The following is a 12652-nucleotide window of genomic DNA, read 5'->3' as shown; positions in this document are numbered from 1 at the left end:
CTCACCGCCCCCGCTCGCCGTCGTCGGCGCCGGTGTCGTCAGCCGACCGGCCGGTACCGCCCGACTGCTCCTCGTCCGACGGCTGGTCCGCGCTCGACTCGGCGGCCCCGCCCTTGCGGCGCAGCGCGTCGGCCGAGCCGCGCAGCTTGCCGCTGAGCGCGTCGATGCCACTGCCCGCGGCGGCGGTCGCCGCCGCCTTGCCGGCGGTGGCGAGCGGCCCACCGAGCTTGCCGAGGTTGGCCAGCTGAGGTGACGACTGCAGCAGGTTCTGGCCGACCTTCAGCAGCCCGCCGGAGTTGTGGCTGGCCCGCCCGGCGGCGACCGCGGCCGCCAGGACGAGGGCCTTCCGCATCTTGCGGCGGCGCCCGAGCAGGTAGCCGACGCCCACCGCCAGACCGATTCGTGCTCCGCTGTTCATCAGTTCTCCTTCGCTCCCCGGAGCGGAGACACCTGATCGACGGCGGACCGAGAGGAGCCACCGGGGAGAAGCACGTGGGGCCCGCGATCAGGTGCCCGTTGAGCGGACCCGGCGGGCAGTACCCCGAGGCAGATTCGCAAAACCTATTTGCGGGCGGACCGAGCGACGCCTTCCCAAGCAATCAGAATCGCGGGCGAAATCCTCACAAAAAGGACTTCCGCACCGCGATGAGCAGGGAATACGCGATCGGGAGGAGAATTCTCAGAGAGCCGGAGGTGTCGAGTCGAGGCAGATTTCGGCGCGCATTCGAGCACCGTCGGAGCGCAATTTCGCGCCGCATTTGGAAAGCACGGACAACGCCCCGGAATTGTCCCGGGTGGTGGTGGCGACGACCTGCCGCATACCGGCGGCGGCCGCCTCGTTGAGCAGTTCCCGCAACGCGGCCGGCCCGATGCCCTGGCCGCGCGCCGAGCGCCCGAGCCACAGGCCGGTCTCGACCGTGCCCGGCTCGTCACAGCCCGTCATACGGATCATCCCGACGACCTCGCCGCCCGCCAGGATCGCGTACATCTGGGTGCGGGTGGGGCCGTCCAGCCCGCCGAAGCTCGCCCGGTGGAACTCGCGGAACGCCTCCCGGCGCGCGTGCGACCAGCCCGCCGGCGCCTCGACCGGCGGCATGACGTCGGCCGGCTCCGCCTCCGCAGCCGCTACGGAGAGCAACGACTCCAGGTTGCGTTCGCTCACCGGCTCCAATCGCACCGCACTCGCCACGTGCCGCAGTCTGCCGGGCTTACCGGCCCGAGTCCACCCCGTTGGAGCCCGACTGGCGGTCCGGTCGCAGGTATCGGCCGGTCGGCCCCCATCGTGTTCCTCCTCACGCTCCGTCGCCGAACTCGCAGAGCACGGCTGAGGCGTCGTCGGCGGCCTTGTGCCGGCGGAGGCGGTCCGGCAGGTCCCGCTCGGCCGCCCGTACCCGGTCGATCAGCGCCGCCGGCCCCTCGGCGGTGACCAGGTCCAGCAGACCGGTCCAGTCGAACAGGCCGAAGTGCTCCACCGCCGCGGAAGCCCCGTCGCTGAGCAGCGCCGCGCGGCGCAGCCCGTCCGGCCCGCCGAGCGGCAGAGTTCCGGCCAGCGCGTGGTACGCGGCGTCCGGGTCCGACGCCGCCACCCAGTAGCCGTGCGTCCGGTTCATCCGTTCCCGCTGTACCCCGACGGCGTGCCGGAACCGGGTGGTCCGGTCGGCGTCGTCCGGGAGTCCCGCCGCGGTGGCCCGCAGGTCCGCCAGCGCGGTGTGCAGGCGGTCGTCGGTCACCACGCGCACCTGGCCGCCGACGTCCAGCACCAGCGGGCTGTCGCAGAGCACCAGCCAGTCGACCTGGTCGCCGCCGTCCCGCAGCAGGCACACCGTGCTCGAAGGGGTCCCCGGATGATCGAGGTCGCACTGGTCGCCGTGGTCGGCCCGCACCGCCAGGATCGCCGCGGCGAGGTTGCTCATCAGCGTCGCCGCCGGGCGGGCCGCCTCGGCCAGCCCGATCCGGGCCGCGAGGTGCCGGACGTACCAGGAGGGGCCGTGCACGCAGCCGGTGTCGAAGCCCTCCGGGACGGTGGCGCCGTCGAGGACGCCGACGAGCGGCCCGAACCGGAACACGACGTCCTCGTTGACCGGCCGGTCGGGGGACGGTGCCGACGCCGACCGCACCCGCATCGTCCGGGGGACGGCGGACCGGCGCGGGTCGTCGACCGCCTCCGGGGCCCGGCTCCCCACCCGGGGGTCGGCCGGGTCGCGGACCCGGCTCTCGCCGGTGCCGAGGTCCCGGACCGTGTACGGGGCGTTCACCACCCACTCGTGCGGCTGCGGCCCGGTCGCCGTCGCTGGTGCCGGCGCGGTCGGCCGGCCCGCCGGACCCGACCGTCGCCTGCCTGGGTCCGTCCCACCCATGCCCCGCTCCCTCCTCGGCCACCCCGGCCCGTCCCGGCCCGGCCCGTGCCGGTACGACGACCTCGCCTACCCGCACCGAGGGCCGGCATGCCGCCGCCGGGCGGGCCCGGACCGCCTTCCGTCAACCCGGCGCTCCGCCGGCAGGACGGACGGTAACGTCGGCATCGGTCGGCCTCGAGGGCCGGCGGCGGCGCCAGCCGCCCGTCCGCGACGTGGGGGGATCGCAGATGTTGCAGCAACTGCACGAGGCCGGCCTTCGGGCGGAGCACGCGTACCTGGCCGGCTTCGCGAGCATCGGCCTGTCGTTCACGAGCTGGTTCCTCTCCAAGCACCTGGAGAAGGCGGGTGTGGCCCGGGCCGACCGCTGGGGAATTTTCATCGGCGAGTGGGCACCGACGTTCTTCGCCATCGGCAACGGCCTACGCACGTACGAGAAGGGCTGACGACCACACCGGGCCCGGCAGGGCGCCGAGGCTCAGCGGCGGCGGTTGCGGGCACGGGAGGAGCGCAGCCGGCGCAGCCGGCCGATCAGCACCGGGTCGGCGGCCAGCGCGGCCGGCTTGTCGAGCAGCGCGTTCAACAGCTGGTAGTAGCGGGTCGCGGAGAGGCCGAACCGGTCGCGGATGGCCTGTTCCTTGGCCCCCGCGTGGCGCCACCACTGCTGCTCGAAGTCGAGGATGCCCCGCTCGCGTTCGGTCAGACCGTCCGCCGTCCCGGTGGCCGGAACCGCGTCGCCGTCGCCGCCGGCATCCGGCGGGACCGGCTCGGGGTCGGACGGGACCGCCTCCACGTCCGGCGCGGGCCGGGGCGGCGGTACGGCGGCCCGCGCGCGGGTGTCGCCGGCCGCCCGCCCGCCGGTCGGGCCGTCTCCGGACGGCTCGGCGGCGGTCGGGACGGCGTCCGGCGGCATGGCACTCCTCGCGAGGGCGGTCGGCGCGGCGACGCCGACCCGGGGAGCCCCAAGCCTAGACGAGTGATTCCCAACTCTGGGTTGAGCGGCGTGGCAGGTTGACCAGCGCAAGTAGAGAGGGCATCGATGGTCGTTTGTGAAGACAGACCTCGACACCCTCTTGACCGCACTGTACGTGCTTATCGACGACCACGTCATCCCGCCCGGCTGCAAAGGCCCGGGCCGGCCGAAGCGACTTTCCGAGGCCGAACTGGTCTGCCTGGCCGTGGCTCAGGTGCTGCTGGGCGCCCGCTCCGAGCACCACTGGCTGCGGATCTGCTACGGCCGTCTCGGGCATCTGTTTCCCTACCTGCCCAAACAGCCCGGCTACCACAAGCGGGTCAAGGCCGCCGCGCCGCTGATCTGCCGAACCACGATGTACCTGGCCGGGCTGTGCCCCACCATCGGCGACCAGCTGCGGCTGCTGGACGCCACCCCGGTGCCGTGCGGCACCTCTCGGTCCACCGTGCAGCGCTCCGCGCTGGCCGAGATCGCCGGCTACGGCTACTGCGCGTCGCACTCGCGCTGGTACTGGGGCCTGAAGCTGTACCTGTTGACCACCGCCGAAGGGCTCCCGCTGGCGTGGTGCCTGGCCGACCCGAAGATCGGCGAACGCGAGATCGCCGAGGACCTGCTCGACTACGCACGCGAACTGGGCGCTCTGGCACCGGGCATGGTCGTGCTGGCCGACAAGGGCCTGGCTGGCAGGGCGATCGAACGCTACTGCGCCGAGCAGGTCGAGGTGCTACTGGCCAGGCCGGACCGCAAGGACGAACGGCGCCGTTTCGGCAACCTCGCCGGGGTCCGGCAGTGGATCGAGTCGGTCAACCAGACCCTGAAAGGCCAGCTCAACCTGGAAGGACACGGCGGTCGTACACCGGCCGGGGTGTACGCCCGCGTCGCCCAACGGCTCCTGGCCATGACCGCCGCGATCTGGCACAACTGGCGCATAAACGCCGACGTCAAACGCTCCCTGACCGCGTACGACCACTGATCCATTCGGAATCACTCGTCTAGTGGGACTCCCTACCGGCCGCACGGGTCGACCCGCGACGTCCGGGCCGGTCGTCGCGGGTCGTGGCCGAACGCCGCGGGAACGTCGACGCCGGCCGTGGAAGGCCCCGGTGTGGGGCCTTCCACGGCCGGCCGTCAGGAGATGTCCCGCCGGCGCATCGTCCAGAGCGCAGCGCCGAGGATCAGCACGAGGGAGACACCGAGCAGCAGGGACGAGTGCTGCCACGTGATGTCGAGCGTCTCCGGCTTGCACTCCCCGAAGTAGGTGGCCTGGCAGGCCTCCCAGTTCTTCAGGGTGACCTTCTTCTGCATCCACGCCGCCACGTAGGTGGGCAGCAACCACGCCTCGGCGAAGCGGATCCCGGCCAGCGCGAGCAGGATGGCGACGCCGAACTGCCCGACGACGATCACCCCGATCGCCCCGCCCAGGGCCATCGCCGTGTGCCGGCCGAGCGAGGCCACGGCGAAGCCGACCGTGGCGCCGACCAACGCGAGCACCACGCCGCGCAGCCCGGTCAGGGCGAACGACTGCCACACGCCAGAGGTCATCTTCTCGGTGGTGCCGCGTAGCGTCGCGACGATCCAGAAGCTGCCGAACCAGAGCGCCGTGGTGGTCACGGCCAACGCGAGCAGGCCGGTGAGCAGCGCCGCCAGCTTGGTCAGGAGTACGGTGAGCCGCTTCGGCCGCCACAGCAGCAGGTTCATCATGCCGCCGGTGCTCCACTCGGCCCCGACGAAGGACGCGCCGACCACGAACCCGACCAGTGCCAGGATCGCCGCGAGCGGCAGCAGGGTGAAGCCGAAGTTCTCCCGGAAGTCGAAGGTGGACGGGAGGAACCACTCCGCCTCGATCGACTCGCGCGGCGGCGCGGTGATCACCGAGCAGTCGTCCGGGAACCGGCCGTCGTTGGTCGCCGTCCCACTCGACTTCGCCGCCTCGCAGGCGGCCCGCTCCTGCTCCGCCCAGCGCGTCCGCTCCTGGTACTGCGCTTCGGCGGTGGCCTCGGCATTGGCCCGCGCCGTGGCGTCGATCTTCTCGTTGGTGAGGAACACCCCGACGACCACGGCGGCGAGCACCAGCAGGCCGAGCACGGTCATCCAGCGGGTGAAGCGCCGCTTCAGCAGCCGGCGCAGCTCCGTACGGTAGAGACTCACGCGCCCCACCCTCCCGTGGTGGGCTGGTCCGCCGCACCGACCTTCGTGGACTGGTCGACCTGCCGGTGCTGGCCGGGGACCGGCGCGGTGGCGGTCAGGTCGAGGAAGACGCTCTCCAGGTCGGCGGCGACCTGGGTCAGTTCGCTGACGTAGAGGCCCTGCTCGGCGAGGAGCCGGGTCACCGTGGCGGGCTTGTCCAGCCCGGTGAGCATCAGGTGGTCCGGCTCGGTGGCGGTGACCCGGATTCCCGCCCGGGTCAGCGTCTCGGCGGCGGCCGGCAGGTCGGTGACGGCCTCGACGCGGACGCGGACGGCGCCGGACGAGTGGCGGGCGAGCACCTCGTCGACGGGGCCGAAGGCGACCCGGCGGCCGAGCGAGATGATCGTGACCGAGTCGCAGATCAGCTGGATCTCGCCGAGGATGTGGCTGGAGAGCACGACGGTCATGCCGGACTCGGCCAGGTTGCGCATGAGCGTACGCATCTCGCGGATGCCGCCCGGGTCGAGGCCGTTGGCCGGCTCGTCGAGGATCAGCAGCTTCGGGTTCTTCAGCAGGGCGGAGGCGACCGCGAGCCGCTGCTTCATGCCGAGCGAGTAGGTCTTCACCCGCTCGCCGGCCCGGTCGCGCAGCCCCACCAGCTCCAGCACCTCGTCGATGCGGTGGGCCGGCACGTCACCGGCGCTGGCGAGCAGGGACAGCGTGTCGCGGGCGGTGAAGTGCGGGAAGAACTGGGGGCTCTCCACGATCGCGCCGACGTGGCCGGCGACCGCCGGCAGGGCCGCGGGCACCTCCTGGCCGAGGATCGCCATCCGGCCGCCGTCGGGCCGGATCAGGCCGAGCAGGGTACGAAGGGTGGTCGTCTTCCCCGATCCGTTCGGCCCGAGGAAGCCGTGCACCTGGCCCGCCTCGACCCGCATGTCGAAGCCGTCCAGCGCGTTGCGGGTACCGCGCCGGCGACTCTTGTAGGTCTTCCGTAGACCTTCGATTTCCAGGACAGCTGGCAAGCTGCACCTCCCCCGTTGGGTGTGGGCGACGAGCGACACCATACTCGGTATACACATCGGCGCAATACCCGGTATGCATCGGTGCACCGGATCGCTACCGACAGTGATTCAACGACCGGGTCAGGCGCAGATGACGTGCACCCCGGCGGCCCGGAAGGCGTCGACCACCTCGGGGGACGCCCCGGAGTCGGTGACGAGCGTCTCCACCCGGTCGACCGCGCAGATCCGGGCGAAGGCGTGACCGCCCAGCTTGGACGAGTCCGCGATGATGACGACCCGCTTGGCCCGCGCCACCATCAGGTTGTTCATCGCCGCCTCGCCCTCGTGGTGGGCGGCGGCGCCGAGCTGCGGGTCGATCGCGTCGACGCCGAGCAGGGCGACGTCCAGCGTGACCTCGCGCAGCAGCGCCCCGCCCAGCGGGCCGACCAGCTCGAAGGACTTCGGCCGCACCACGCCGCCGGCCACCACCACCTTCATCCGCGAGCGGACCAGCAGCTCGTTGGCGATGTTCAGGGCGTTGGTCACGACGGTGAGCTGGGCGCCCTCCGCGCTGGTGTTCAGGTCCGGCCGGACGGCCAGGGCACGGGCCACCTCGGTGCTGGTGGTCCCGCCGTTGAGGCCGACCACGGTGCCCGGCGACACCAGGGCCGCGGCGGCCGCGCCGATCCGCTGCTTCTCCGCCGAGTGCTTGGCGGTCTTGTAGCGCAGCGGGAGGTCGTACGAGACCCCGTTGGCGACCGCGCCGCCCCGCGTACGCGTGATCATCTGCTGCTGGGCGAGCTGGTCGAAGTCGCGCCGGATGGTGGCCTGGGAGACGTCCAGCCGCTCGGCGGCCTCCTCGACGCTGACCCGGCCGCTGTCGGTCAGCATTTCGAGCAGGGCGTTCCATCTGGCGTACCGGTCCACCCCAGGCCCTCCAGTTACTGCGCGGTCGGTGATTGATTGCGTGCACACTAGTGCGCGAAACTACGCGGAGGCAAAAGTTCCCTCTGCTCGATCCCGCGCACGGTTGCCACGGCCACCCGGGTTCGCGCAGAATAACGCGCGAAAGACGGCCCTAACGAGCCGTATTGCGCACCGCTCCCTGGAGAGTTCTCATGTCGTACGTCGACGCGGAGATCGCGAGCCAGCCCGACTGCTGGCGGGAGGCGGCGCGACTGGCCGCCACCGTCACCGAGCACCTGCCGCGCCCCGGCGAGCGGGTCGCCGTCGTTGGCTGCGGCACGTCGTGGTTCATGGCGATGGCGTACGCGGCCCGCCGCGAGCACGCCGGCCAGGGCGAGACCGACGCCTTCCAGGCCAGCGAGTTCCCCGTCGCCCGGCGGTACGACCGTGTCGTCGCGATCACCCGCTCCGGCACCACCACCGAGGTCACCGACCTGCTCGCCGGGCTGCGCGGGGTGCTGCCCACCACCGTCCTGGTCGGCGACCCCACCTCGCCCGCCGTCGAGGTGGCCGACGCCACGGTGCCGCTGCCCTTCGCCGACGAGCGCTCCGTGGTGCAGACACGGTTCGCCACGACCGCGCTGGCCCTGCTCCGGGCCCACCTCGGCGACAACATCGGCGCGCTCTCCGCCGACGCCGAGGTCGCCGTCCGCGCACCGCTGCCGATCGACCCGGCCCGGATCGAGCAGGTCACCTTCCTGGGGCGGGGGTGGACCGTCGGCCTGGCCCACGAGGCCGCGCTGAAGTGCCGCGAGGCGGCCACCTTCTGGGCCGAGGCGTACCCGGCCATGGACTACCGGCACGGCCCGATCTCGATCGCCGCCCCGGGCCGGCTGGTCTGGGCGTTCGGCGACCTGCCGGACGGGCTCGCGGAGGACGTGGCGGCCACCGGAGCCGCGTTCGTGCACAGCCGCACCCACGGCTGCCGCAGCGTGATCGGCAACTGGGCCGCCGGCCGGACGCCGCTGGACCCGATGGCCGACCTGATCCTGGCGCAGCGCTTCGCGGTCACCGTCGCCGCCACCCGGGGTCTCGACCCGGACGCCCCCCGGCACCTCAGCCGCTCCGTGGTTCTCGCGTGACCGACCAGGTCGTCGTCGCGCTCGACGTCGGCGGCACCGGGATGAAGTGCGCCCTGGTCCGCCCGGACGGCACGGTCGAACACAGCGAGCGGCACCCGACGGACGCCGCGCGGGGGCCGGCCGCGGTCGTCGAGACGATCCTCGACGTCGCCGACGCCCTCGCCGGCAAGGCCCGCCTGGACGGGCTCACCCCGATCGCGCTCGGCGTCGCCGTCCCGGGCGTCGTCGACGAGGGGCGGGGTGTCGCCGTGTGGTCGGCGAACGTCGGCTTCCGGGACGTACCCCTGCGGGAGCTGGCCGAGGCCCGGCTCGGACTGCCGGCGGCGCTCGGCCACGACGTCCGCGCCGGCGGCCTCGCCGAGGCCCGGCTCGGTGCCGGCCGGGGCGCCCGGCACAACCTCTTCGTCGCGATCGGCACCGGCATCGCCGCCGCCCACGTCGTCGACGGGTCGGCCGCCACCGGCGCGCACGGCGCCGCCGGGGAGATCGGCCACATCCTGGTACGCCCCCGCGGCCCGCTCTGCGGCTGCGGCCGGGCCGGCTGCCTGGAGGCGGTCTCGTCGGCGTCGGCGGTGGCCCGCCGGTACGCGGAGCTGACCGACCCGGTGGCCACCGCTCCGACCGTGACCGCGGCGGAGGTCGCGGCGCTGGCCGCCGCCGGTGACCCGCCGGCCCGGCAGGCCTGGTCAGAGGCGGTCGAGGCGCTCGCCGACGGCCTCGCCACCGGTCAGGCACTCTTCGACGTCGAGACGATCGTGCTGGGCGGTGGCCTCGCGCAGGCCGGCGCGCAACTGCTCGAGCCGCTGCGGGCCGCGCTGCACGACCGGATGACGTTCCACCGCGAGCCACGGCTGGTCGCGGCGGCCCTCGGTGACGAGGCCGGCTGTCTCGGCGCCGCCCTGCTCGCCCTCGACACTCTGGAGAAGCGATGACCGTACGGGTGACCGGCAAGGTGGTGACCCCGAACGGGGTCGTCCGGCAGGGCTGCGTGGAGATCAACGGCGAGCGGATCACGGCCGTCGCCGAGTACCCGTCGGTGCGCGACGGGCACTGGATCCTGCCCGGCTTCGTGGACATGCACACCCACGGCGGGGGCGGGCACACCTTCACCACCGGCGAGGCCGACGAGGCACGCGAGGCCGCCGCGTTCCACCTGCGGCACGGCACCACCACGCTGCTCGCCAGCCTGGTGAGTTCACCCTTCGAGCTGATGCGCTCCGCCACCACCGCGTACCGGCCGCTGGTCGCCGCGGGGGTGCTCGCGGGAGTCCACTTCGAGGGCCCCTACTTGTCGGCGGCCCGCTGCGGCGCGCAGAACCCGGAGTACCTGCGCGACCCGTCGACGGAGGAGCTCGGCGAGCTGATCGAGCTGGGCGGCGGCGCGGTCCGGATGGTCACGCTCGCCCCCGAACGGGACGGCGCGCTGGAGGCGGTCAAGCTGCTCACCGCGCACGGCGTGGTCGCCGCCGTCGGGCACACCGACGCCACGTACGACCAGACCCGCGCCGCCGTCGCGGCCGGCGCGAGCGTCGCCACCCACCTGTTCAACGGGATGCGTCCGGTGCACCACCGCGAGCCCGGGCCGGTGGTGGCGCTGCTGGACGCCTCGAACGTCGTGTGCGAGCTGGTCGCGGACGGGGTGCACCTGCACGACGGCATGCTGGCGTTCGCGACCGCCACGGCCGGTCCCGAGCGGGCCGCGCTGATCACCGACGCGATGGCCGCCGCCGGCATGCCCGACGGCGAGTACGAGCTGGGCGGCCAGTCGGTCACGGTCGCCGACGGGGTGGCCCGGCTGGCGCGGGACGGCGCGATCGCCGGCAGCACCCTGACCATGGACGCCGCCCTGCGGCACGCGGTCGCCGCCGGCATCCAGATCGCGGACGCGGCCCGGATGGTGGCCACCACCCCCGCCCGGGCGATCGGTCTCGGCGACCGGCTGGGGGCGCTCCAGACGGGGCTGCGCGCCGACCTGGTGGTGCTCGACGACGACCTGAACGTGGTCCGGGTGATGCGCGCCGGCGCCTGGCTGGACTGAGCCCGCCCCGGCGTCAGCGGGGGGCGGGGATCTCCAGGCCGAGGACGGCCTGCTCGTCGGGGCGGTGCACCAGGACGTCAGACAGGTACGACTGCACCGCCGGGGCCATCCCCACGTCCCGGCCGGCCTGCTCGGAGAGCAGCCACTTGTGCTCGATGATCTGGGCGAAGATCTCCTGCGGCTCCAGCTTCCGGCGCAGGTGCGCGGGCACCGCCCGGACCACCGGCTCGAAGACCTCGGTCAGCCAGCGGTGCGCCGCCTGCTGCTCGTCGGTCAGGTCGCTCTCCGCCCGGTACGCGTCCAGGTCGTTGAGCAGCCGGCGGGCCTGGTTCTCCTCGGCGTCCAGCCCGGTCAGGCGGAGCAGCCGCCGGGTGTGGTAGCCGGCGTCGACCACCTTCGGCCGCACCAGGTAGCGCCCGCCGTCGATGGTCGACACCGTGATCTCGGCGACGTCGAAGCCCATCTCGTTGAGCCGGCGGATGCGGCCCTCGATGTCGTGCCGGGCCTCACGCTCGACCTGCTGCTCGTAGGTGATCTCGTGCCAGAGGCGCTCGTAGCGCTGCACGACCTCCTCGCAGACCACCTCGGGGTCGATCGACTCGTGCAGCAGCCCGGCGGCCTGGAGGTCCAGTGCCTCGCCGAAGATGTTCACCCGGGCGATCTCCAGGTCCTCCCCGCGCTGCCCCTTCGAGAGCGAGCTGCGCAGGGCCCCGGTCTCCGCGTCCACCAGGTACGCGGCGAAGGCACCCGCGTCCCGGCGGAACAGCGTGTTGGACAGCGAACAGTCGCCCCAGAAGAAACCGGTCAGGTGCATTCGCACCAGCAGGGCGGCCAGCGCGTCCAGCAGGCGCTGCATCGTCTCCGGACGCAGCGTGTGCGAGAACAGCGCCCGGTACGGCAGGGAGAACTGGAGGTGCCGGGTGATCAGCACCGGGTCGAGGGGTGCCCCGTCGTCGGTCTGCCGGTCGGCGACGATCGCCACCGCCTCCACCGACGGGAAGTCGATCCGCTCCAGGGCCCGCAGCAGGTCGTACTCCCGCTCGGCGACCCGCTCGCCGGTCTCCTTGACCGCGTACACGTACCCGCCGAGCCGGACGAAGCGGACGACGTGCCGGGAGATGCCCTGCGGCAGCGCCACCAGGTGTTGCGCAGGCCACTCCGCCAGCGGCGTCGACCACGGAAGGTCGAGCAGCGCCGGGTCGACGAGGGCCGAGGTGATCCGCACGGCGTCAAGTCTGACGCGTACCCCCGCCGGAGCGCTTCCCCACGTGGCCGGGCGCACAGCCGCCCCCGGGACCGCGCGGGTCGGCCGCCGCCCGGGGCCGGTAGCGTGACGGCGTGCGGGAGACCACGACGGTACGGCGCGAGCCGCGGCTCCGGCCGGTCCGCCCGGCCGGGTGGTGGTTCGACGCGGTGCTGCTCGCCGGCCTCGTGACGCTGACCGCCGCGCTCGCCGCGGGCCACCTCTTCGGCCTGGACCGGGCGGTCGCCGACTGGTCCGACGCGCACCGCCCGACGGTCGCCTACTGGGTCGCGCGGATCCTCAACTACCTCGGGCAGGGCACCCCGCTGACGCTGATCGCCGCCGGGCTGGGCGCCCTGCTGGCCGTCCGCCTGCGGTCGGTCCGCCCGCTGCTGCCGCCGGTGGCCGGGTTCGCCGCCACCTACCTGACCATCGGGCCGCTCAAGGTGTGGACGGCCCGGCCCGCGCCCAGCGCCAGCACGCAGGAGCCGTTCCTGCCGCCGGAGCGGACGCTGCCTCTCTTCCAGGACGACCTGCCGCTGCGCTTCGCCCAGTCGTACCCGTCCGGGCACGTCGCCAACGCGATCGTCTGGTACTCGGTGATCGCCCTGCTGCTCGCACCGCTGCTGCGCAGCTACGGCCGGGCCATGCCGACCCGACTGGTGACCGTGGTCCGGTTCGTCCCGCCCCTCGTGGTGCTCTGCACGACGACGTACCTGGGCTGGCACTGGCTGACCGACTCGGTGGCCGGGCTCCTGCTCGGCCTGCTCCTGGACCGGCTGCTGCACCGGGTGCCCTGGGACGACGTTCCCCTGCCCGGAGCGGTCGACCGCTGGAACCGGCCGTTCACCTCGTACCCGTAGGG

Annotated in this window: 14 protein-coding genes; 6 read left to right on the top strand and 8 right to left on the bottom strand. The window is 73.3% G+C overall.

The window, feature by feature from the left end; translation table 11 throughout:
• Position 1: 1 nt before the first annotated feature.
• The 3 genes from GKC29_RS06790 to GKC29_RS06780 form a co-directional block, all read right to left on the bottom strand.
• Positions 2–418, bottom strand: a complete 417-nt coding sequence (locus tag GKC29_RS06790) for a hypothetical protein (protein WP_155330007.1) — start codon at positions 416–418, stop codon at positions 2–4.
• Positions 419–679: 261 nt separating this feature from the next.
• Positions 680–1189: a GNAT family N-acetyltransferase gene (locus tag GKC29_RS06785; RefSeq protein WP_155330006.1), complete on the bottom strand. Its 510-nt coding sequence runs from the start codon at positions 1187–1189 to the stop codon at positions 680–682.
• 103 nt (positions 1190–1292) lie between these two features.
• Complete coding sequence (locus GKC29_RS06780) at positions 1293–2357, bottom strand: hypothetical protein (RefSeq protein WP_230688944.1); 1065 nt, start codon at positions 2355–2357, stop codon at positions 1293–1295.
• Between the two features lie 227 nt (positions 2358–2584).
• Here GKC29_RS06780 and GKC29_RS06775 point away from each other — a divergent pair, with 227 nt between their 5' ends.
• The gene (locus GKC29_RS06775) at positions 2585–2800 is read left to right on the top strand and encodes a hypothetical protein (RefSeq protein ID WP_155330005.1); all 216 of its coding nucleotides are present in this window, start codon (positions 2585–2587) and stop codon (positions 2798–2800) included.
• A 32-nt stretch (positions 2801–2832) separates the two neighbouring features.
• Here GKC29_RS06775 and GKC29_RS06770 read toward each other — a convergent pair whose 3' ends face one another.
• Entirely contained in the window at positions 2833–3267 is a 435-nt protein-coding gene (locus GKC29_RS06770) for a DUF3263 domain-containing protein (protein WP_155330004.1), read from the bottom strand.
• A gap of 136 nt (positions 3268–3403) precedes the next feature.
• On the opposite strand from GKC29_RS06770, the gene GKC29_RS06765 reads away from it, so the two are divergent.
• Positions 3404–4300: an IS982 family transposase gene (locus GKC29_RS06765; protein ID WP_155330003.1), complete on the top strand. Its 897-nt coding sequence runs from the start codon at positions 3404–3406 to the stop codon at positions 4298–4300.
• A gap of 155 nt (positions 4301–4455) precedes the next feature.
• On the opposite strand, the gene GKC29_RS06760 is transcribed toward GKC29_RS06765, so the two are convergent.
• The 3 genes from GKC29_RS06760 to GKC29_RS06750 all read right to left on the bottom strand — a co-directional run bounded on the left by GKC29_RS06760 (position 4456) and on the right by GKC29_RS06750 (position 7385).
• Positions 4456–5475, bottom strand: coding sequence for an ABC transporter permease subunit (locus GKC29_RS06760; RefSeq protein ID WP_155330002.1), 1020 nt, complete (start codon positions 5473–5475; stop codon positions 4456–4458).
• Positions 5472–6479: an ATP-binding cassette domain-containing protein gene (locus tag GKC29_RS06755; RefSeq protein ID WP_155330001.1), complete on the bottom strand. Its 1008-nt coding sequence runs from the start codon at positions 6477–6479 to the stop codon at positions 5472–5474. Before GKC29_RS06755 ends, GKC29_RS06760 begins: the two co-directional genes overlap by 4 nt.
• Positions 6480–6599: 120 nt before the next feature.
• Positions 6600–7385, bottom strand: a complete 786-nt coding sequence (locus GKC29_RS06750) for a DeoR/GlpR family DNA-binding transcription regulator (RefSeq protein WP_155330000.1) — start codon at positions 7383–7385, stop codon at positions 6600–6602.
• Positions 7386–7576: 191 nt separating this feature from the next.
• On the opposite strand from GKC29_RS06750, the gene GKC29_RS06745 reads away from it, so the two are divergent.
• The 3 genes from GKC29_RS06745 to nagA are packed head-to-tail and all read left to right on the top strand — an operon-like array spanning position 7577 to position 10544.
• Positions 7577–8506, top strand: coding sequence for an SIS domain-containing protein (locus GKC29_RS06745; protein WP_155329999.1), 930 nt, complete (start codon positions 7577–7579; stop codon positions 8504–8506).
• Between the two features lie 41 nt (positions 8507–8547).
• Complete coding sequence (locus GKC29_RS06740) at positions 8548–9438, top strand: ROK family protein (protein ID WP_230689044.1); 891 nt, start codon at positions 8548–8550, stop codon at positions 9436–9438.
• Positions 9435–10544: an N-acetylglucosamine-6-phosphate deacetylase gene (nagA, locus tag GKC29_RS06735; RefSeq protein WP_155329997.1), complete on the top strand. Its 1110-nt coding sequence runs from the start codon at positions 9435–9437 to the stop codon at positions 10542–10544. The genes GKC29_RS06740 and nagA overlap by 4 nt, the downstream gene beginning before the upstream one ends.
• A 13-nt stretch (positions 10545–10557) precedes the next feature.
• Here the strand turns inward: nagA and GKC29_RS06730 are convergent, their stop codons facing one another.
• A complete protein-coding gene (locus GKC29_RS06730; RefSeq protein ID WP_155329996.1) occupies positions 10558–11769 on the bottom strand; it encodes a DUF4032 domain-containing protein in 1212 nt (403 codons plus the stop codon).
• Positions 11770–11882: 113 nt separating this feature from the next.
• On the opposite strand from GKC29_RS06730, the gene GKC29_RS06725 reads away from it, so the two are divergent.
• Entirely contained in the window at positions 11883–12650 is a 768-nt protein-coding gene (locus tag GKC29_RS06725) for a phosphatase PAP2 family protein (protein WP_155329995.1), read from the top strand.
• The last annotated feature ends 2 nt before the right edge of the window (positions 12651–12652 follow it).

The sequence above is a fragment of the Micromonospora sp. WMMC415 genome (genome assembly GCF_009707425.1).
GTDB lineage: Bacteria > Actinomycetota > Actinomycetes > Mycobacteriales > Micromonosporaceae > Micromonospora.
Note: the sequence above shows the minus strand (reverse complement) of the source record. Positions and strands in the feature narration are given on the sequence as shown.